Annotated in this window: 16 protein-coding genes; 5 read left to right on the top strand and 11 right to left on the bottom strand. The window is 72.8% G+C overall.

Annotated features, from left to right (window positions below; all coding sequences use genetic code 11):
• The first annotated feature begins 67 nt into the window (after nt 1–67).
• Both ACFWP3_RS29745 and ACFWP3_RS29740 read left to right on the top strand, forming a co-directional pair.
• Nucleotides 68–1186, top strand: coding sequence for a DUF3533 domain-containing protein (locus tag ACFWP3_RS29745; protein ID WP_384227070.1), 1119 nt, complete (start codon nt 68–70; stop codon nt 1184–1186).
• Complete coding sequence (locus tag ACFWP3_RS29740) at nt 1183–1842, top strand: acetate uptake transporter (protein WP_384227067.1); 660 nt, start codon at nt 1183–1185, stop codon at nt 1840–1842. Before ACFWP3_RS29745 ends, ACFWP3_RS29740 begins: the two co-directional genes overlap by 4 nt.
• An 84-nt stretch (nt 1843–1926) precedes the next feature.
• Here the strand turns inward: ACFWP3_RS29740 and ACFWP3_RS29735 are convergent, their stop codons facing one another.
• From ACFWP3_RS29735 to ACFWP3_RS29725, 3 genes are all read right to left on the bottom strand, one after another.
• Entirely contained in the window at nt 1927–2346 is a 420-nt protein-coding gene (locus ACFWP3_RS29735) for a hypothetical protein (protein WP_384227065.1), read from the bottom strand.
• A 45-nt stretch (nt 2347–2391) separates the two neighbouring features.
• Nucleotides 2392–4047, bottom strand: coding sequence for an amidohydrolase (locus ACFWP3_RS29730; RefSeq protein ID WP_384227063.1), 1656 nt, complete (start codon nt 4045–4047; stop codon nt 2392–2394).
• An 83-nt stretch (nt 4048–4130) separates the two neighbouring features.
• A complete protein-coding gene (locus ACFWP3_RS29725; protein ID WP_384227060.1) occupies nt 4131–5546 on the bottom strand; it encodes a purine-cytosine permease family protein in 1416 nt (471 codons plus the stop codon).
• Between the two features lie 156 nt (nt 5547–5702).
• Here ACFWP3_RS29725 and ACFWP3_RS29720 point away from each other — a divergent pair, with 156 nt between their 5' ends.
• On the top strand, nt 5703–6308 hold the full coding sequence (locus ACFWP3_RS29720) for a TetR/AcrR family transcriptional regulator (protein ID WP_384227058.1): 606 nt from the start codon (nt 5703–5705) through the stop codon (nt 6306–6308).
• A 190-nt stretch (nt 6309–6498) separates the two neighbouring features.
• Here the strand turns inward: ACFWP3_RS29720 and adhE are convergent, their stop codons facing one another.
• The 3 genes from adhE to ACFWP3_RS29705 form a co-directional block, all read right to left on the bottom strand.
• The gene (gene adhE, locus ACFWP3_RS29715) at nt 6499–9120 is read right to left on the bottom strand and encodes a bifunctional acetaldehyde-CoA/alcohol dehydrogenase (RefSeq protein ID WP_384227055.1); all 2622 of its coding nucleotides are present in this window, start codon (nt 9118–9120) and stop codon (nt 6499–6501) included.
• A 236-nt stretch (nt 9121–9356) separates the two neighbouring features.
• Complete coding sequence (gene fxsBH, locus ACFWP3_RS29710; RefSeq protein ID WP_384227053.1) at nt 9357–11675, bottom strand: radical SAM/SPASM protein FxsBH, inactivated beta-hydroxylase extension form; 2319 nt, start codon at nt 11673–11675, stop codon at nt 9357–9359.
• 20 nt (nt 11676–11695) lie between these two features.
• Nucleotides 11696–11878, bottom strand: coding sequence for a hypothetical protein (locus ACFWP3_RS29705; protein ID WP_384227050.1), 183 nt, complete (start codon nt 11876–11878; stop codon nt 11696–11698).
• 97 nt (nt 11879–11975) lie between these two features.
• Between ACFWP3_RS29705 and ACFWP3_RS29700 the strand changes: the two genes are divergently transcribed.
• A complete protein-coding gene (locus tag ACFWP3_RS29700) occupies nt 11976–12836 on the top strand; it encodes an alpha/beta fold hydrolase (RefSeq protein WP_384227047.1) in 861 nt (286 codons plus the stop codon).
• Here ACFWP3_RS29700 and ACFWP3_RS29695 read toward each other — a convergent pair.
• The 4 genes from ACFWP3_RS29695 to ACFWP3_RS29680 all read right to left on the bottom strand — a co-directional run bounded on the left by ACFWP3_RS29695 (nt 12769) and on the right by ACFWP3_RS29680 (nt 16929).
• Nucleotides 12769–13587, bottom strand: a complete 819-nt coding sequence (locus ACFWP3_RS29695; protein WP_384227045.1) for a hypothetical protein — start codon at nt 13585–13587, stop codon at nt 12769–12771. The two genes, ACFWP3_RS29700 and ACFWP3_RS29695, sit on opposite strands and share 68 nt — an antisense overlap.
• Nucleotides 13588–13686: 99 nt before the next feature.
• Nucleotides 13687–14571 carry a S1 family peptidase gene (locus tag ACFWP3_RS29690; protein ID WP_384227043.1) on the bottom strand — a complete coding sequence of 295 codons (885 nt, stop codon included), beginning with the start codon at nt 14569–14571 and terminating at the stop codon, nt 13687–13689.
• A gap of 135 nt (nt 14572–14706) precedes the next feature.
• Nucleotides 14707–15519, bottom strand: a complete 813-nt coding sequence (locus tag ACFWP3_RS29685; protein ID WP_384227041.1) for a DUF1684 domain-containing protein — start codon at nt 15517–15519, stop codon at nt 14707–14709.
• 93 nt (nt 15520–15612) lie between these two features.
• Nucleotides 15613–16929 carry a DUF5685 family protein gene (locus tag ACFWP3_RS29680; protein ID WP_384227111.1) on the bottom strand — a complete coding sequence of 439 codons (1317 nt, stop codon included), beginning with the start codon at nt 16927–16929 and terminating at the stop codon, nt 15613–15615.
• A 283-nt stretch (nt 16930–17212) separates the two neighbouring features.
• Between ACFWP3_RS29680 and ACFWP3_RS29675 the strand changes: the two genes are divergently transcribed.
• On the top strand, nt 17213–17662 hold the full coding sequence (locus ACFWP3_RS29675; RefSeq protein ID WP_069919643.1) for a cell division protein SepF: 450 nt from the start codon (nt 17213–17215) through the stop codon (nt 17660–17662).
• A gap of 9 nt (nt 17663–17671) precedes the next feature.
• Here the strand turns inward: ACFWP3_RS29675 and ACFWP3_RS29670 are convergent, their stop codons facing one another.
• Nucleotides 17672–18844, bottom strand: a complete 1173-nt coding sequence (locus tag ACFWP3_RS29670) for an acyl-CoA dehydrogenase family protein (RefSeq protein WP_384227038.1) — start codon at nt 18842–18844, stop codon at nt 17672–17674.
• Nucleotides 18845–19009: the final 165 nt, after the last annotated feature.

Below are 19009 nucleotides of genomic sequence, written 5' to 3'. Positions count from 1 at the left end.
ACTTGTTCGATCACCCGTTGGGCCCACCCCTGCTGCGCCCCGTCCCCCGTGCGCCGAGCGTGGGGGCATGACCCAGCCCACCGAGAGCACCGACGCAGGTCCGTCCGGCGGCTTCCTCGCCGAGATCAGGGACGCCGTGACCACCCGGGCAGCGCTGCTGGTCCTGGGTGTGCTGGCCCTCCAGCTCGCTTTCATCACCTCGTACATCGGTGCCTTCCACCACCCGAAGCCCAGCGAGATCCCGATCGCCGTGGCCGCGCCCGCCCCGCAGGTCGCCGAGCAGTCCGTACAGCGGCTCGCCGCCCTGCCCGGCAAGCCGCTCGACCCCCGTACGGCCGCGGACGAGGCCGCCGCGATCCGCCTGATCCAGCACAGGGACGTGGACGGCGCGCTGATCGTCGACCCGGCCGGGCGGACCGACAGGCTGCTGGTCGCCTCCGGCGCCGGGGCCTCCCTCTCGCAGGCCCTCGAGGAGATCGTCGGCGCGGTGGAGCGGTCCCAGGGCCGGACCGTCCAGGTCACCGACGTGGCCCCGGCCTACCGGGGCGACAGCCGCGGCCTGAGCTCCTTCTACCTGGTCGTCGGCTGGTGCGTGGGCGGCTACCTGTGCGCCGCGATCCTCGCCATCAGCGCCGGCGCCCGGCCCGCGAACTCCGCCCGCGCCGTCATCCGGCTCGGTGCGCTGCTCGTGTACGCGATCGCCGCCGGACTGCTCGGCGCGGTCATCGCCGGCCCGGTCCTGGACGCGCTGCCCGGCTCGCTCATGGCCCTGTGGGGGCTGGGCACCCTGGTCGTCTTCGCGGTGGGCGCGATCACCCTGGCCTTCCAGGGGCTGGCGGGCGTGGTCGGCATCGGTCTCGCGATCCTGCTGGTCGTGGTGTTCGGCAACCCGAGCGCGGGCGGCGCCTACCCGTACCCGCTGCTGCCGCCGTTCTGGAAGGCGATCGGCCCGGCCCTGCCGCCGGGCGCCGGTACGTACGCCGCGCGCTCCATCGCGTACTTCAAGGGCAACGGCACGACCGGGCCGATGCTGGTGCTGGCCGCCTGGGCGGTGGCCGGCTCGGCGATCACGATCGCCTGCGCGCTCTTCCGCGGGGGCCGGCCGGGAGCCGCCGTGGGCAGCGGGCTCCCCGACGACTCGCCGTCGGTCCCCCGGTTCGCCGGCGAGGGGACCGAGGCCCGGTGAACACCCCGAGCCTTCCGGGTTTCCGCAACCGGCAGGGGCCGTCCGAACAGGCCGTCTCCGTCAAGCGGATGGAGCCCAGCGCGCAGGCCCAGCTGGGCGCGCTGGGCCTCACCGGCTTCATCGTGGTCACCGTCATCGACGCGGGCATCTTCCCCGAGAAACTCGGCCACTCGCTGCTGCCGCTGGTCGGCTTCTTCATCGGCGGGCTGGCCCAGCTGCTCGCCGGGCTCTTCCAGGCCCAGCGCGGCGACACCTGGCACGCCACCGTCTTCGGCGGCTTCGGGCTCTTCTGGATGGCCAAGGCCTGTCTGCTCCAGTGGGTGCTGCCGGCCACCGATCCCGCGCTGCGCGGGGATGTCAGCGGGCTGTTCACGCTCCCCTGGGTGTTCGTGGTGTTCGTGCTGTGGATCGGCAGCTTCCGGATCCATCTGGTGCTGCTGTCCACCTTCACCTGCGTCCTCGTCGTCTTCGTGGCGATGACGATCAGCGGGTTCACCGGATCGGTGCTCTGGAACCGGATCACCGGCTGGAGCGGGCTGCTGGCCGCGCTCGGCGCGACGTACCTCCTCGCCGGCCAGATCATGGCGAGCACCTGGGGCCGCCAGGTCCTCCCGATGGGCCGGTTCCTGGCCCCCGAGGACCACCCGGAGACGTGAACGGCGGCACCATCGAGGGATGATCACCACCCGGGAGATCGGCGACCACTCACCGCGAGCCGCGACACCCAGCCCCGCAGGGGGTCAGGTGAAGTCCGCCGGGTCCGGGATCCGCAGGAGTCCGGTGACGGCGTCGGCCTCGGCGTCGTGGACCAGGAGCTCCAGCTCCTCGCCGCCCGGCCCCCGGTACGCGATGAGCTGCATCCCCGGCCGCCGACTCGGCCGCCGGGACGCCCGGCCGCCGGTCGGCAGCGGCACCGGACGGCGCCCCGGTGGTGTGAACACCACGCCCTCACCCTGCGCCGAGAGCCTCCCGTACACGGAGCCCCGCCGGCCGAGCCCCTGTCGCCACGCCATCCGGCACGGCACGGCCCCCGCCGCACCCGCCCGCCGCTCGGCGCGGCCTGCCACGGCCGGCACCACCAGCTTCTTCGCGAGCAGCACGGCCGACACGATCAGCACGAGGACCACCGCGTCGGCCGACACCTCGATCAAGGTTTCCATCTCCCCCACCCCCGGTGATCACCGTACGGAGGCCCGGGCCGCGTGTCAGCGGGACTCGTGGACCGTTTCGCCCGCCACCACCACCGTTTCGGCGATCGTGCCCGGGATGGACTCGGCCGGGATCTCGAGGATGTTGCGGGACAGGATCACGAAGTCCGCCGCCTTGCCCACCGTCAGGGAACCCCGCTCGTCCTCCAGGAAGTTGGCGTGGGCCGAGCCCATCGTGTAGCCGTGCACCGCCGTCGCCACGTCCACCGTCTCGCCCGGCTGCCACGGCTCGCCGCCGCCCAGCGGGCGTCGCGTCACCGCCGTGTAGATGCCGATCATCGGGTCCATCTCCGCCACGTTCCAGTCGCTGGAGAACGCCAGGACCGCCCCCGCCTCGTGCAGGCTCCGCATCGGCCAGGCCTTGTGCCAGCGGTCCGGGCCCACGTTCTCGGCCCAGTCCTGCCCGGGGCCCGCGATCTCCGGCGCGCAGTGCCTCGGCTGCATGCAGGCGACCACGCCCAGCTCGGCGAAGCGCGCCACGTCCGCCGGGTCCAGGCATTCCACGTGCACCACCTGGTGGCGGGCGTCGCGCGGGCCGTTCACCGAGCGCGCGTGCTCCACCGCGTCCAGGACGGTCCGGATGCCCCGGTCACCGGTGGCGTGCACGAAGCACTGGAAGCCCCGCGCGTCCAGTCCGGCGAGCAGCTCCGCGAACTCCTCCGCCGGGTAGAAGGTCTCGCCCCGGTGGTGCCCGCAGCCCGCGTACGGTTCGAGCAGCGCGGCCGTACGCGGCTCCACCACGTCGTCGATGTACAGCTTGAGCGGGCCCACCCGCAGCCGGTCCCCGGCGAAGCGGCGGGCCGCCTCCTCGAAGTCGGCCAGGTCCGCCTCCCCCGTCCCGCGCGGGTGGAACAGCGCCGCGACGATCCGGGAGCGGAGCCGGCCCTCCGCCCGGGCGCGCTCGTAGAGCTCCAGGTCGTCGAGGGAGTTCTGCGGCTCGACCACCGTGGTGATGCCGAAGCCGATCGCGTCGTCGAGGCTCTTCGCGAGCCGCCCGTACTGCCGGTCCGGCGAGGCCCACGGCACGCCCAGCTCGCGCAGCGCCCGGTGGCCGTCCCGGGAGAGCCCCTTGACGGCGAAGTCCTTGACGAATCCGGTGGGCTCACCGGTCTCGGGGTCCACCGCCGCCGTCCCGAAGGGCAGGTCCGTACGGTCCCGGGTGACGCCCAGGCGCCGCATGGCCGCCGTGTTCAGCCAGGCCGTGTGCACGTCGTACGAGAGCACCAGCGCCGGGATGTCCCCGGTGACCGGGTCGAGGTCGGCGGCTTCCGGCATCCGGCCGCCCGGGATGGCCGAGTAGTCGAAGGCCTCGGCCTCGATCCACTCGGCATCCGGGTTGGCCCGCCGCCAGGCCAGGATCCGCTCGTGGATGCCCTCCAGCGTCCGCACCCCGGCGAGCTGCACACAGGCGTCGTCGGAGCCGAGCCGGACGTGGTTGTGCGCGTCGATGAAGCCGGGCAGGACCAGCTTGCCGCCCGCGTCGATCCGCTCGGTGTGCGGCCCGGCCCAGGCGGCGGCCTCGGCGTCCGGGCCGAGCCAGACGATCCGGCCGTCGTGCACGGCCAGGGCTTCGGCCTCGGGCAGCGCCGGGTCCACGGTGTGGATGCGGGCTCCGGTGAGCAGCAGGTCGGCGGGGAAGGGACGGCGTGCCATGTGGGGGGGCTCCATTACGAGGCGGGACGGGAGGCGGGATACGGGAGACGGAACGGGCAGGGCGGGCCGGGCGCGCGGCCCGGTCAGGCCACCGGGGAGGCGGCGGCAGCGGCGGCCGGGACGGGCACCGGCGTCCGCCGGGCCAGGGCCCAGTACGTGAGCCCGGAGACGACCGCGCCGAGGAGGGTGAGGTCGGCGCCGCCGAGCGGGGCCACCAGCGGCCCGGTCCAGAGCTCGGAGTCGCAGGTCAGGGTGGCGAAGGCCATGCCGGCGAGCAGGGCGGCCATCCCGGCGGGGTGGTAGCCGGCCCGGTACCAGTAGGCACCCGTGCTCCCGGCGTGCAGCGCGTCGGAGTCGTAGCGGCAGCGGCGCAGCAGCATGTCGGCGAGGAAGACCCCGCCCCAGGGCGCGAACACGATGATCAGGAGGGAGAGGAAGGAGAGCAGGGAGGTGGTGAAGTCGGTGAGGAAGAGCGCGGCGAGCGAGCCGAGCGCGGTGACGGCGGCGCTGATCACGATGGCCCGGGCGCGGCTCCACGGGATGCCGAGGACCTGGAGGTTCAGGCTGGAGGAGTAGAGGGTGATGATCGAGTTGGTGACCGAGCCGCCGAGTACGAGGGCCAGGAACAGCGGCTGGAACCAGCCGGGCAGCAGGCTCTCGGCCCCCGCGACCGCGTCGGTCATGTCGGTCTGGGTGGCGGCGGCGACCCCCGCGACGCCGAGGGCCACGGAGGAGGCGAAGCCGCCGAGGGCGCCCATCCAGGTGATCGACTTCAGGGTGGTGGTGCGGGGCAGGTAGCGGGTGTAGTCGGCGGGCATCGGCAGGTAGGAGAAGGGTCCGGCGAGCATGACCACGAAGGCCAGGCTCCAGCCGGACAGCCCGGGGGCGTCGGCGGGAGCGGAGGTGTCGGCTCCGGGCAGGACGAAGACGAGCAGTGCGCCGAAGCCGGCGGCGAGGACGTAGGCCATCCAGCGCTCGGCGAACTGCACGGTGGCGTGGCCCCACATGGCGACGGCGAAGGTGAGCGCGAGGGTGATGCCGAGCGCGAGGCCCCGCACCAGGTGGCCGCTGCCCAGGCCGACCTCGGCGAGGAAGACCTCCAGCGCGAGCGTCCCGACCACGGTGTTGACGATGGTGTAGCCGATGCTCACCACCCAGTTGAGGACCCCGGCCGGGAAGTTTCCGCGGACTCCGAAGGCGGCGCGGGAGATGACCAGGGTGGCGGTGCCGGTGCGGATGCCGCCGAGTCCGGCCGCGCTGATGGCGAAGAACGCCAGTCCGCTGATCACGACCACGGCGGTGGCCTGCCAGAAGGAGAGCCCGAAGGCCACGGCCAGGGCGCCGTTGATCACGTAGGTGAAGGTGAGGTTGGAGCCGAACCAGAGCCAGAAGAGGTCCTTGGCGCTGCCGTGGCGCTCCGCGTCGGGGATGGGGTCGATGCCGTGGGTCTCGACCCGGAACACCTCGTCGACGTCGGCCGTCGTCTCCTGCTGTGCCATGCGCCGTACCCCTGATCTTCGACCCGATGAAGCGTGAATGAATCTTGAATGCCGTTCTAAGTTCTTGAATGGCATTCAAGATGCGCGCTGGACCGGGACGGCGTCAAGACCCTGTCCGGGATAAGGTCGGGCCACGAAGATCAGGAGGGCGGACCGGTGGCGGGAGCGGCGCGGCGGCGCGACGGGCAGGTCGCCCAGGAGCGGATGCTGGAAGAGGCCATGGCGGCGATCGCCGAGGACGGGCTGGCGGCGCTCACGATGTCCGCGCTCGCCGAGCGGCTCGGCACCAGCGGCGGCCACATCCTGTACTACTTCGGCAGCAAGGACCGGCTGCTGCTGGAGGCGCTGCGCTGGAGCGAGGCGCAACTGACCGTGGAGCGCGCCGCGTTGATGAGCCGCCGGGTCACCGCCGGGCGCAAGCTGGCGCTCTTCGTCGCGCTGTACCTGCCGCGCGGGCCGCGCGACCCGCGGTGGACCCTGTGGATCGAGCTGTGGGCCCGTACGGCGTCCAACGAGCCGTTGCGCGCCGCCCAGCAGGAGATCGACGACGGCTGGCAGCGCGACCTGGAGAGCCTGCTGGCCAAGGGCGTCGCCCAGGGCCGCTTCGCCGCCGGCCTGGACGTCCCGGGCCGGGCCTCGGAGCTGCTGGCCCTGCTGGACGGGCTGAGCACCCGCGTGGTGCTGGGCCAGCGCGGCTCGGACCGCCCGCTGGCCCTGGAACGGGCCCGCTCGGCGGCGGCGGCCCTGATCCCGCCCGCGTAACACCCCACGGCGAACCCCGAGCACCGGCCTCCGGCACAGGCTCCGGCACCGGCCCACGCCCCCCCAGCCCCCAGCCCCCAGCCCCCAGCCCCCAGCCCCCAGCCCCCAGCCCCCGCACACGCGGAACGGCCCGCCCGGGTTCCGTCGCCCGGGCGGGCCGTGCGCGTCCCCTCGGGGACGGTCGCGGGTGTCAGTTCTTGCCGGCGGGAGCCCCCTCCGCGTTGCCGTAGTACGCCTGCCGCATGAGCTGCTGCATGTCGTCGATCATCGGCATCCGCGGGTTGGCGGGGGCGCACTGGTCGGCGTAGGCATTCATGGCCTGGACCGGGAGGGCCTCGACGAAGGCCGCCTCGTCCACCCCCTCCTCGGCGAAGGAGGCCGGGATGCCGCACTTGGTGCGCAGCTCCTCGACGGCGGCCGCGTAGGACTCGACGCCCTCGGCCGGGGTGGCGGCCGGCAGGCCCAGCATCTTCGCGATCTCCTGGAAGCGCTCCGGGGCCCGGTAGACCTCGGCCTTCGGCCACGGGGTGGCCTTGTGCGAGACCGTGCCGTTGTGCCGGATCACGTGCGGCAGCAGGATCGCGTTGGTGCGGCCGTGGGCCACCTTGAAGGTGTTGCCCAGGGTGTGCGCCATCGCGTGGACCAGGCCGAGGAAGGCGTTCGCGAAGGCCATGCCCGCCACCGTGGAGGCGTTGTGCATCTTCTCGCGGGCCTCGGGGTCGTTCGGTCCGTCGACGACACAGCGCTGGAGGTTCTCGAAGATCAGCTTGATCGCCTGGAGGCAGAGGCCGTCGGTGTAGTCGTTCGAGTACGCGGAGACGTAGGCCTCGGTGGCGTGCGTCAGGGCGTCGAAGCCGGAGTCCGCGGTGACCGTGGCCGGCAGGCCCATCGGCAGGACCGGGTCGACGATGGCGACGTTCGGGGTCAGGGCGTAGTCGGCGAGCGGGTACTTCTGGGCCGCGGCCGGGTCGGAGATGACGGCGAACGGGGTGACCTCGGAGCCGGTGCCGGACGTGGTCGGGATGGCCACCATCTTGGCCTTCTCGCCGAGCGAGGGGAACGTGTAGGCGCGCTTGCGGACGTCGAAGAACTTCTCCTTCGTGTCCCCGAACTCCACCTCCGGGCGCTCGTACATCAGCCACATGATCTTCGCGGCGTCCATCGGCGAGCCACCGCCGAGGCCGATGATCGTGTCGGGCTTGAAGTCGCGCATCATCGCGGCTCCGGCCTGCACGGTCGACAGCTCCGGGTTGGGCTCGACGTTGTCGATGACCTGGACGGCCACGGAGCCCTCGCGGGCCTGGAGGATGTCGGTGACCTTCTGGACGAAGCCGAGGGCGACCATCGTCTTGTCGGTGACGATCGAGACGCGGCTGATGCCCTCCATCTCACCCAGGTAGCGGATGGAGTTGCGCTCGAAGTAGATCTTCGGCGGGACCTTGAACCACTGCATGTTGTTGTTGCGCCGTCCGATCCGCTTGACGTTGATCAGGTTGACCGCGGTGACGTTGTTCGACACCGAGTTGTGGCCGTAGGAGCCGCAGCCGAGGGTGAGCGAGGGGAGGAACGCGTTGTAGACGTCGCCGATACCGCCGAAGGTGGAGGGCGAGTTGGCGATGACACGGATCGCCTTGACCTTCCGGCCGAACTCCTCGACGAGCGCCTCGTCCTCGGCGTGGATGGCGGCACTGTGCCCCAGGCCGTGGAACTCGACCATCGCGGCGGCCAGTTCGAGGCCGTGCTCGGTGTCGGAGGCCTTCAGGGCGGCCAGCACCGGGGAGAGCTTCTCGCGGGTCAGCGGCTCGCTGTCACCGACCTCGTCGCACTCGGCGAGGAGGATGGAGGTGCCCTCGGGGACGGTGAAGCCGGCCTGCTCGGCGATCCACTGCGGGGACTTGCCGACGACCGCCGGGTTCAGCTTGCCGCCCGAGCAGTCGGCCGCGTAGGCCGTCGTACCGAAGACGAACTGCTCCAGCTTGGTCTTCTCGGCGGCGGTGACCACGTGGGCGCCGAGCCGCTTGAACTCGGCGAGGCCCTGCTCGTAGATCTCCTGGTCGAGGATGACGGCCTGCTCGGAGGCGCAGATCATGCCGTTGTCGAAGGCCTTGGAGAGCACGATGTCATGGATCGCGCGGGCCGGCTTGGCGCTCTTGTGGACGTACGCCGGGACGTTGCCCGCGCCGACGCCCAGGGCCGGCTTCCCGCAGGAGTAGGCGGCCTTGACCATGGCGTTTCCGCCGGTGGCCAGGATGGTGGAGACGCCCGGGTGGTTCATGAGGGCGCCGGTGGCCTCCATGGAGGGCTCGGTCACCCACTGCACGCAGTCCTCGGGGGCTCCGGCGGCGACGGCGGCGTCGCGGACGATGCGGGCGGCCTCGGCGGAGCAGTTCTGCGCGGAGGGGTGGAAGGCGAAGATGATCGGGTTGCGGGTCTTCAGGGCGATCAGCGCCTTGAAGATCGTGGTCGAGGTCGGGTTGGTGACCGGGGTCATCGCACACACGACACCGACGGGCTCGGCGATCTCGGTGATGCCGTTCAGTTCGTCGCGGCGGATCACGCCCGCGGTCTTCAGCCCGCGCATCGAGTTGACGACGTGCTCGCAGGCGAACAGGTTCTTGACGGCCTTGTCCTCGAAGAGGCCGCGGCCGGTCTCCTCGACGGCGAGCTTCGCGAGTTCACCGTGCCGGCTCAGGGCGGCCAGCGAGGCCTTCTTGACGATGTGGTCGACCTGCTCCTGGTTGAACGACTCGAACCGGCCGAGCGCCTTGAGCGCCCCCTGGACCAGTCCGTCCACCATCTCGTTGGCCTGCATGGCAGGAACTCCTTCATTTCTACCTGGCGCGAACCTGATGCCTCAATTCGACACCCAGAGGCGGAAGCCGGCGGGCCGATAAAGCCCTTTCCTGGCAGGCCGAAGGGCCGTACACGACCGTTCACTGCCCCAGAAGAGGGCATCTGAGCTGCGAAAACGAGGAAGGCCCAAAGACCTATGCGCGCTTGTGAAAGCTTTCACAAGAATTTCGCGTCTTGCCTTCCCGCATTCCCGATTCACGAACCCGATGCGAACTCCAGGCGCATTCGGGCCACGACCGCCCGCCCGCTCACCGTCAGCTCCGCCGCTCCGGAAAGCCGGTCCAGCACCCGCTCGACGGCCCCGCCGTCGCCGTCACCGCCGTCGCGCCCCTCCGACCGCCGGTACCGCTCGGCCCCCACCCGCACGTACACCTCGGCCAGCAGCTCCGACACCGGCACCGGCCGCTCCCGCCACGGGGACGCGTGCAGCCACTGGCCGTCCAGCGCGTACAGGTCGGCCACCTCGGTCAGCTCGCGCAGAGCGGCCCGCCGCCGCCCGGTGAGCAGCGCGAGCGCGGTCCCGCGTACGTCCGCCGCGTACGGCACGCCCAGCACCCCGGGCCCGCACCTCCCCGCGCCCGCCGCGGCGCCGGCGGCCCCGAGCGGGGTGAGCGTGCCCAGGCCGGCCGCGGTCTCCCGCGCCAGGTCCGGCACCGTGCGGTGGAGCAGCTCCCACGCGGCCCCGACCCGGCGCTGCCAGTGCGCCGCCTCCGCGTGCGACAGCCTCGGCCGGGGCGGCCGGGAGAAGCAGTCGCGCAACGGGTCGAGGTCCTCGACGGCCATCGGCGGCGCCCCCGGCCCGCCCCCGGGCCACCGCCGTACGGGCTGCCAGCGCGGCCCCTCCCCGGACAGCCCGAAGCCCCGCTCGGTGCGGCCTTCCCGTACGCGGAACCCGGTCTCGGTGGCCCTGATCTCGGCCCGCCGCGCCCTGCCCTCCGCACCCCCGTCCGCACCCGCAGCCGCACCCCCGTCCGCATCCCCCGGCCCGTCCGTGCGCAGCAGCCCGAGCGTGGGCAGGTACAGCCCCCCGCCCCGGTGCGGCACGGTCACGGCAGGGTCCAGCCGCCCCCGCACCACGGCCGCCGCCGCCAGCGCGGACAGCCGCCGGGCGGGCGCCGTGCCCGGGGGCCGCCCCCGGCCCAGGGAGTCCAGGGCGGACAGCAGCCAGGTGCGGGTGTACGGATGGTCCAGTACGGCGTCCACGGCCTCCGGCGCGGCGGCCTCGACGGCGGTGAGCAGCTCCCAGGAGCGCTGCCAGTCCTCGCCCGCCGCCCCGGTCAGGCCGAGGTCCGCGTGCAGCCGGGCCAGCAGCACCCGGGTCAGCTCCTGCTGGGAGGCGGCCCGCACCGCGGGGTCGGCGCTCTCGGGCGCGTCGGCCGTCCGGGCGGTGCGCGCCTCGACCCCGTCGACCAGTTCCCGCAGATCGGTGCAGTAGACGGAGGGGTTGTCGAAGCCGTTGTCGGCCCGGTAGCGGTGTGCGTAGAGGCCGCCTCCGCAGGAGCGCACCACGGGGCAGCGGCGGCAGGCGGCGCTGACGCCCGCGAGGCCCGCCTGGCGGGCCCGGATGCCGGGATGGGCCGCCACCTCGTCGAAGGCGTGGGTGAAGAGGTCGAAACCGGTGGCGGCGGCGCCCTCGTGGGCGGTCTTCAGCGAGTCGGCCTGTTCCAGGGTGCCGTCGGTCTCGACGACGACCAGGTCCGTGGGCGCCAGGCCGAGCGACTCGGTCAGGCTCGGCCCGCCCCGCAGGGTGCTCAGCAGGGAGTCGAACATCCGGACGGGGACCGGCCTGCCCCGCGCCTCCCACCGGTCGAAGACCCGCAGCAGCCAGCGGGCGTACGCGTCGGGGCGGCCGCCGGGCCGGGCCGGGGGCGTATCCCAGGTGGCGTGCGGCAGCAGGAAGTCGATGCGTGGCGGTTCGAGCGCGGTGAGCGCGTCGAACACCGCGAGGGGGTCGTTCTCCACGTCCACCGTGCAGAGCAGGCCCTGGTAGAGGTGCCGGTAGCGGTCCTGCCCGAGCAGTGCGAGCGCCGCCAGGACGCGGGGGTGGCTGGTCCGGCCGTTCGCGAAGCGGCGGTGCCGGTCGTTGGCCGCGCGGTCCCCGTCGAGGGACACCCCGACCTTGACCCCGTACGCGTCGAACAGGTCGAGGAAGGCCGTGTTCAGCCGCAGCCCGTTGGTGTGGATGCGCAGGTCGAGCGCGCTCACCCCGTCGAGGGCCCGGGTGAGTGCCGCGCACAGGGTCCGCAGCCGCGCGGGACCCGTCAGGAGCGGTTCGCCGCCGAGCAGGATGACGGTCACCGAGGGCAGGCGGTGGGCGGCCGCGTGCTCGGCCAGCCGCGCCGCGAACCGTTCCGCCACCGCGTCGGAGACCACCGCGGGCCGGCGCCGCCAGCTCTGGTCCGCGTGTTCGTAGATGTAGCAGTGGTCGCATGCGAGATCGCATCTGCTGTGCACCTTGACCACGAACTCGCGGAAGGGGACGAGCGGTACGGCAGCGGCCCCGGCGGCTTCCATCGCGGCGGGCTCGCCCGTGTTCAGAGCGAGGAGTTGAAGGTGACCGTCCGCACCTCGCCGGGAGCGGCCGCCCCGGGCAGCACCCGGGCGATGCGCAGGTCGGCGTCGGTCCCGCGGACGGTGAGCGAGGACAGGCTGGTCCGGCTGCCGTGCTCCGGCCGCGCCGGTGCGGCGGCGGGCTGCTGCTTCTGGGTGGTCGTCACGGTTCCCCCCTCAGGGTCGTGGCTGTGTTTCCATCAGGTGAGCTGTCGTCATGAGACTAGAGATGTCTGTAGGCAGCCGAAAGACCGCGGAGGCGCCGTGCGGGTCGAGGTGAAGGCGGGAGACGGCCGTTTGCTCGTGGCCGAGGTCTGGGGAGCGCCGCACGGGCTTCCGGTGCTGCTGCACCACGGGACCCCGGGGAGCAGGCTGGGGACCGCGCTGCGCGACATCACGGAGCGCTGCCCGGACATCCGCTTCTTCGCGTACGACCGGCCCGGCTACGGGGACTCCGAGCGGTGTCCGGGGCGGACGGTCGCCGACGCCGCCCACGACTCCGCGGCCGTCGCGGACGCCCTGGGCGTGGACACCTTCGCCGTCGTCGGCCGCTCCGGCGGCGGTCCGCACGCCCTGGCCTGCGCGGCGCTGCTCCCGGAGCGGGTGACGGGGACGGCCGCCCTGGTCAGCCTGGCCCCGTGGGACGGTGCCGGGCTCGACTGGTTCGCCGGGATGACCCCGCACAACGCGGAGCACTACGCGCTGGCGGTCCGCGATCCGGCGGCGCTGGAGCGGCGGCTCACGCCCCGCGCGGAGGCGATCTGCCGTGATCCGGGCCGGCTGCTGGAGGAGCTGCGGGCGGACCTCGCCGAAGCCGACCTGCCGGTCCTCTCGGACCGCCAGGTGCACCAGGTGATCCTGGACAACTACCGCGAGGCGCTGCGCACTTCCGTGTACGGCTGGCTGGACGACAGCCTGGCGTTCTGCCGGCCCTGGGGCTTCGACCCCGGCTCGATCCCCGGCCGGGTGCTGCTGTGGCGGGGTTCGGAGGACGCCTTCTCGCCGCTGGGCCATTTCCGGTGGCTGGCCGGGCACATCGAGCACAGCACCGCCGTGATCAAGCCCGGTGCGGGTCACTTCGCGGCTCAGTACGCGCAGCCGGAGGCCCTGGACTGGCTGTTGTGACCGGTGGCTGCTCCTCGACGGGGGCGCCCACCGCCTGCCGGGCGCCTTCGAGGCACTCGATGATCCGCTCGTGCGTGTCCCCGACGCTGTCCACGACGCGTATGCGCATGTAGAAGGCCTGTACTTCGTCGATGAACCGCTTCGAGAACACGCCCACCCCGACGGTCTCGTACGTGCCGGTCGCCACCAGCGGGTAGCCGGCGCCGAAGGAGGAGATCCGGAAGTCGACGGCGGCCCGCAGGCCCTCCCCGGCCAGCCGCTCGCCGACGGCCGCGAGGCCGGTCCACCGCACGTCGCCGTCGCCGGACTCCGGTTCCGAGCCCGGCTCCTGCTCCGCGTCCCCGGCCATCACCAGGTGGTAGTCCACGTGCTCCAGCACCACGTTGTGCTGTCCGCCGTTGAGGATGCCCACGTTCCAGGACTTCGCGGTGCCGGGCAGCAGTCCGGGCACGAACTCGGACCGCCAGCCCAGCGCGGGCCTGACCGTACGGGCGTACTGGGCCCTCGCCAGGACGGCGCCGGCCGCGACGGCCAGCAGGCTCGCCAGGGGTTCGGCGCTGATCAGCTGGAGCCGCCACGGCCAGTCGCCGCGCCCCGCCTCGGAGACGTTGCCGCGCACGACCTCCCAGACGAGGACGGCGGCCAGTACGCACAGCAGCACCAGAGGTGCCGTGAACAGCCAGCGGTTGCGCCGGATGCGCCGCTGGGTGTCGGGGAAGGTCCGTCCCCGCCCTGTAGGTGCACTGCTCATGCCCGTCTCTCCCCCCGAAGACGAACCCCCGCCCGGCAGTCCGGGCGGGGGTTCACGTTGGTGCCGCTGGCCGGGCGGGTCTCCTACCCGCCGGCAAGGTCAGTACACGCTGACCCCGTAGGCGTTGAGGGCCTCGACCACGGGCTGGAAGAAGGTGGTTCCGCCCGAGGAGCAGTTGCCGCTGCCGCCGGAGGTGAGACCGACCGCGCGGGTGCCCGAGTAGAGCGGGCCTCCGCTGTCGCCGGGCTCGGCGCAGACGTTGGTCCGGATCATGCCGTAGACGACGTCGCCGTTGCCGTAGTTGACGGTGGCGTTGAGGCCGGTCACCCGGCCGCTGTGGGTGCCGGTGGTGGAGCCGCGCCGGGTCACGGACATGTTCACCGTGGCGTTGACCGCGCTGGTGATGTCCTGGCTGCCGACGGTGCCCGGGGGCACCGGCGAGTTGCTGGCGTACTTGATCAGGCCGTAGTCATTGGTCGGGAAGCTGGATCCGGTGGTGGAGCCGAGCACGGTGGTGCGGGCGGAGTTGGTCCACCAGGTGCCGGCGCCGTCGGTGCAGTGCCCGGCGGTCAGCGCGTAGTAGTTGCTGCCGCTGCGCACGTTGAAGCCGAGGGAACAGCGCCAGCTCGACGCGTAGATCGCGTCGCCGCCGGAGGCCAGTTTGGTCAGCTTGCCCGGGGTGCGCTCGATGCGCAGGGCCCCGGCGTCGGCTCCGGCCTCGCGCTTGATTCTGGCGAGGTCGGTGGCGGAGACGGTGGAGTCGGCGGTGACCACGAGGGTCCCGGTGGCGGGGTCGGTGTGCCAGGCGGTGCCCGCGACGTCGGCGCGCAGGACGGATGCGCCGGCCGAGGCCAGCTGCGCGGAGCTGAATCCGCCGTCCTGTGGTTCCGCGTTGGCCACGGTGGGGGCGGCGAGTGCTGCGACGGCGGCCAGGCCGGTGGCCGCCGCGAGCAGCCTGGTACGGGTGATGCTCTTGATCCTCACTTCTCGTCCTCCGAGAGGGTCGGGGGCCCGGCGGTCGTGGGGGTGCCGGAGCCCGTGAGGCGCAGTCAGGTCACGGGAAGCGCATGCTTTGTGCCGTGCCCCTGACAAGCACTGTCGGGAGTGTCGTGGCGTCGGTTACCGGTCGGCAAGGGCGCCTTTCAGCCGCCGCTCCCCTGCCGCCACTTCGAAGGGCAGCGTGTTGCCGGGCGGCGGGAAGGGGCAGATGAAGTGGTCGGCGAAGGCACAGGGGGGCAGCAGGGCCCGGTTGAAATCCACCGTGATCGAGCCGTCTTCGGCGGGGGCGCCGGGTTTCAGGAAACGGAAGCGGTAGCTGGAGCGGCCGCCGGTGGCATCGCCGAAGACCGCCCAGAGGCTGCCGTCCTCCTCGTCGACCGCGACCTGGAGGGCGTGCTCCACGCCCTCGAAGGGGAAGCGGAGCTCACCGCCGAGGCCGAGCCCGCGCGCCCGCCCGTCGGCGTTCTCCACCTGGACCGTCCGGTCCCCGCCGTACGGGCGGAACCGCCCGGGCAGGCTGAAGGCCGGATCGTACGGGGACGCCTCCAGGCCGGCGAAGGCGCGGCGGGCCGCGGAGTCCGGGTCGAAGACGCGGACCGCCCACTGCCCTTCCCGCCGGATCACGACGAGCCGCCGCTCCCCGGCGGAGAGGCGGGAGCGCGCGGGCGGGGCCTCGTCGGCGGCGAGCACCACCTCACCGGTGAAGGGCTCTCCGTCGAGCTGAACGGAGTCCTCCGGGGCCGCGGCCAGCACCACCGAGGCCTCGGTCGCGCGCCAGCGCCCCGGAACGGCCGGAATTCGACCTTCCGGGAAGTCGGCGAGCCAGTGGGTGCCCGTCAGTGCGAGGGGCCCGTAGGGGGCGGACACGGAGGCCACCCGTCGCTCATGCCATTTCCGCCAGTCGGCGGGGGGATCGTCTGCGTCATCGCTCATGCCGCTCAACCCTTCCACGCGGGTCCGGCCGGGAACCATGGGGTACCCCGTCCGGACGTGCGCTTCGTGAAAGGGCGTCAGCCTGAGGTGGGCTCAGCAGCCGTCGCAGGGACAGCAGCAGCAGTCGCCGCAGCCGCAGTCACAGTTGCAGTTGCCGCAGTCGCAGTTGTTGCACCAGGGCTCCTTCTTCTCCCGGGACCACGGCCCCTCGTGCTCGGTGCAGCACAGCTGGCAGGTGCAGAACAGCCCGAGGGCCACCGCGCAGCCGGCGAGCAGCCCGCGCCGAGGCTTCTGCGGAGGCCGGCCGCCCCCACCCCCACCGCCGCCGGGCCCCATGGGCGGCGGGGGCATCCCCGGCCCGCCGGGGGCGGGAGGAGCGCCCGGGGCGTAGGGATTGCCGCCGTAGGGATTGCCGCCGTAGGGGTTCCCGTTCCCGTACGGACTGCTCGCCTGGGGGCTGCTCGCGTACGGTCCGGCCCCGCCCTGGTACGGCCCGGCCGCGTACGGGCCGCCGCCGCCCTGCCCGGTGGAGGCGGTCGCCGTGTGCCCGCAGCCGCTGGTCCCGAAGGCCCGGTCCACCGAGGTGCGCAGCTCGTGCACCAGCAGCCGGTGGGCGAGCCCGGCGTCCGCGAACTCGACCTCGCGCAGCGCGAGCCTGATGCCCTGCAGGGCGTCGTCGCACAGCCGGCGGGCCTCGGCCAGCCGGGTTCCGGTGGCGGTCAGCGGGTTCCAGGCGCCGGCCGAGGCGTCCGCCGCCTGGTCCTCCACGGCGTCCAGCAGGTGCGCGAGCCGCCCGAAGTACCGGCCGGCTTCGGCGAGCGCGGGGGCGTTGCCTGGCCGTCCGGCGAGCTGCGCGGTATGGGCGAAGGCGGCGGCCGTCGCGGTCTCCGTCGGCTCGGTCACCACGAGCACGGGCGTGCCGGGTCCGGCCAGCGTCTCGATGCCGGCCTGCCGGTCCACGGCGTCGACGAGCACCGCCGTGTCGAAGCCGAGCGAGGCCCCGGTGCGGGCGCCGGCCCGGTCCCAGCCGCGGGCCACCCTGCGGGCGGCCGCGGCTATGGGGGCCCGGGCCAACAGGCCGTCCCGGTCGGCCACGTGGTCCCGTACCTTCGCGGAGGCCAGCACGAGCGAGACGGCGGCGGCGAGCCGCGCACCCTCGCCGTTGGCGACCGGGGCGGTGCGCATCCCGCGCAGCGGACAGGGTCCGGCGGTGCGCCGGGCGCCGGGGGCCGGTCCGGACTGAGCCTCCGTCAGAACGGATACCAGCAGCCCGTCGTAGTTGGTGACGATCCTGGCGAACTGGCCGTGGTCCCCGCGAAGTGCCAGGCACAGCCCGCACAGATGAGCCATCCACTCCGTTTTGAACCGCTCGCCCAGCCTGTGCGTGCAAGGTCTGACGATGCCGAACAACTGCTTCCCCCGTGTGTCGTACGCGTGCCTGCCGGGCATCGTATCGACCCGCGTCCTTCACCCGTACGTCCCCGCCGGCCACCCGTACGGCGGCACCGGTCGTATTTTCACTCAGTCAGCAGTGGTAGCTGCCAGGAACCTTGACCGTGCAACGGATGTTCTGCACCAGTACCGTCACGAAACCCCTGCGCGGCGGCTATCCACTTGGCGCGTTGTCAGCATCATGGACGACCATAGGGGCAGCGGAGAGAAGACAGACTGACCACGGTGAAAGGAGGCGTCCATGGGTTCGGTGCGCAAGGCGAGTGCCTGGCTGGGTCTCGTGGAGGACAGCGACGACGAGCGTTACTACGACGACGACTACGCGGAGGCGGCCCAGGGTTCGGTGGCCGGTCCCGGCGAGCAGTGGGTCACCGACCCCCGCGTCAGAGTGGCCTCCGAGTCCGCCGTCGAGCAGGGCCGCCGCATCGCGACGGTGACCCCCGACGGGTTCCGTGACGCGCGGGGCATCGGCGAGCTGTTCCGCGAGGGCGTCCCGGTGATCGTGAACCTGTCGTCGATGGACCCGGGCGACGCGAAGCGCGTGGTCGACTTCGCGGCCGGCCTGACCTTCGGGCTGCGCGGCTCGATCGAGCGGGTGGCGACCAGGGTCTTCCTGCTGACCCCGGCCGACACCCAGATCGTGAGCGGCGAGCCCGGCGGCCGCTCGCGCGACTTCTTCAACCAGAGCTAGGCAGGGCCCTCACCGGAAGGCGTCGAGCCCGGTGAGCGCCTTGCCCAGCACCAGCTGGTGCATCTCGACGGTGCCCTCGTAGGTGAGGACCGATTCGAGGTTGGTGGCGTGCCGCATGACGGGGTATTCGAGCGAGATCCCGTTGGCACCGAGGATGGTCCGCGCGGTGCGACAGATCTCGATGGCCTCGCGGACGTTGTTGAGCTTGCCGAAGCTGATCTGCTCCGGCCGCAGGGTGCCCGCGTCCATGCGCCGGCCCAGGTGGTGGGCGAGCAGGATGCCCTTGTGCAGCTCCAGTGCCATGTCGGCCAGCTTGGCCTGGGTGAGCTGGAAGCCGCCGATCGGCTTTCCGAACTGCTCCCGCGTCTTCGCGTAGCCGAGCGCCGCCTCGAAACTGGCGCGCGCCGCGCCCATGGACCCCCAGATGATCCCGTACCGCGCGTGGCTGAGACAGCCGAGCGGCCCCTTGAGACCGGTGACGCCCGGCAGCACCGCGTCGGCCGGCAGCCGTACGTCATCCATCACGAGCTCGCTGGTCACGCTGGCCCGCAGCGACCACTTGTGCTTGATCTCCGGCGCGGAGAAGCCGGCGCTGTCCGTCGGGACGGCGAATCCCCTGATCCCCTCGTCGGTCTGCGCCCAGACCACGGCGACGGCGGCCACGGATCCGTTGGTGATCCACATCTTGCGCCCGTTGAGCACCCAGTCGGCGCCGTCCCGCTTGGCGTAGGTCCGCATCGCGGCGGGGTCCGATCCCACATCGGGCTCGGTCAGCCCGAAGCAGCCGATCAGCTCACCGGCCGCCATGCCGGGCAGCCAGCGCTGCTTCTGCTCCTCGGAGCCGTACTTCCAGATCGCGTACATGGCGAGCGAGCCCTGTACGGAGACCAGCGAGCGGATGCCGGAGTCGGCCGCCTCCAGCTCCAGGCAGGCCAGCCCGTACTGCACGGCGCTGGCGCCCGCGCACCCGTACCCCTCCAGGGACATGCCGAGCGCGCCGATCGATCCGAGCTCGCGGGCCAGCTCGCGGATCCCGGGGAGCTCGCCGCTCTCGTACCAGCCGGCGATGTGGGGCAGCACCCGGTCGGCGGCCCAGCCGCGGACGGTGTCGCGGATGGCGAGGTCCTCGGGCCCGAGGAGCTCGTCGATCCCGAGCGGATCAAGGGGCAGGAACGCGGACACGGGGCCTCCCGGCGGCCTGAGTTCAGAACCTAGCAGCGCAAGTTTTACGCCCCGCCGAAGCTAAACGCCCAATCCCCACCCCGTCCACCCCCACCTCCCGGCCCGGCCCGGCCACATCCAGCCCCGCCGGCGTTTGAGGCGCGGGGTCCGGGGCGGTGCCCCCGC

This window comes from Streptomyces sp. NPDC058525, from assembly GCF_042719495.1.
Taxonomy (GTDB): Bacteria; Actinomycetota; Actinomycetes; order Streptomycetales; family Streptomycetaceae; genus Streptomyces.
Note: the sequence above shows the minus strand (reverse complement) of the source record. Positions and strands in the feature narration are given on the sequence as shown.

Bases quoted from the DNA above. Each gene is read 5' to 3' on its own strand.
- ACFWP3_RS29745 (WP_384227070.1), top strand. From the start codon at position 68: ATGACCCAGCCCACCGAGAGCACCGACGCAGGTCCGTCCGGCGGCTTC.
- ACFWP3_RS29735 (WP_384227065.1), bottom strand. From the start codon at position 2,346: ATGGAAACCTTGATCGAGGTGTCGGCCGACGCGGTGGTCCTCGTGCTG.
- ACFWP3_RS29695 (WP_384227045.1), bottom strand. From the start codon at position 13,587: ATGAGCAGTGCACCTACAGGGCGGGGACGGACCTTCCCCGACACCCAG.
- adhE (WP_384227055.1), bottom strand. From the start codon at position 9,120: ATGCAGGCCAACGAGATGGTGGACGGACTGGTCCAGGGGGCGCTCAAG.
- ACFWP3_RS29725 (WP_384227060.1), bottom strand. From the start codon at position 5,546: ATGGCACAGCAGGAGACGACGGCCGACGTCGACGAGGTGTTCCGGGTC.
- ACFWP3_RS29675 (WP_069919643.1), top strand. From the start codon at position 17,213: ATGGGTTCGGTGCGCAAGGCGAGTGCCTGGCTGGGTCTCGTGGAGGAC.
- fxsBH (WP_384227053.1), bottom strand. From the start codon at position 11,675: ATGGAAGCCGCCGGGGCCGCTGCCGTACCGCTCGTCCCCTTCCGCGAG.
- ACFWP3_RS29685 (WP_384227041.1), bottom strand. From the start codon at position 15,519: ATGAGCGATGACGCAGACGATCCCCCCGCCGACTGGCGGAAATGGCAT.
- ACFWP3_RS29730 (WP_384227063.1), bottom strand. From the start codon at position 4,047: ATGGCACGCCGTCCCTTCCCCGCCGACCTGCTGCTCACCGGAGCCCGC.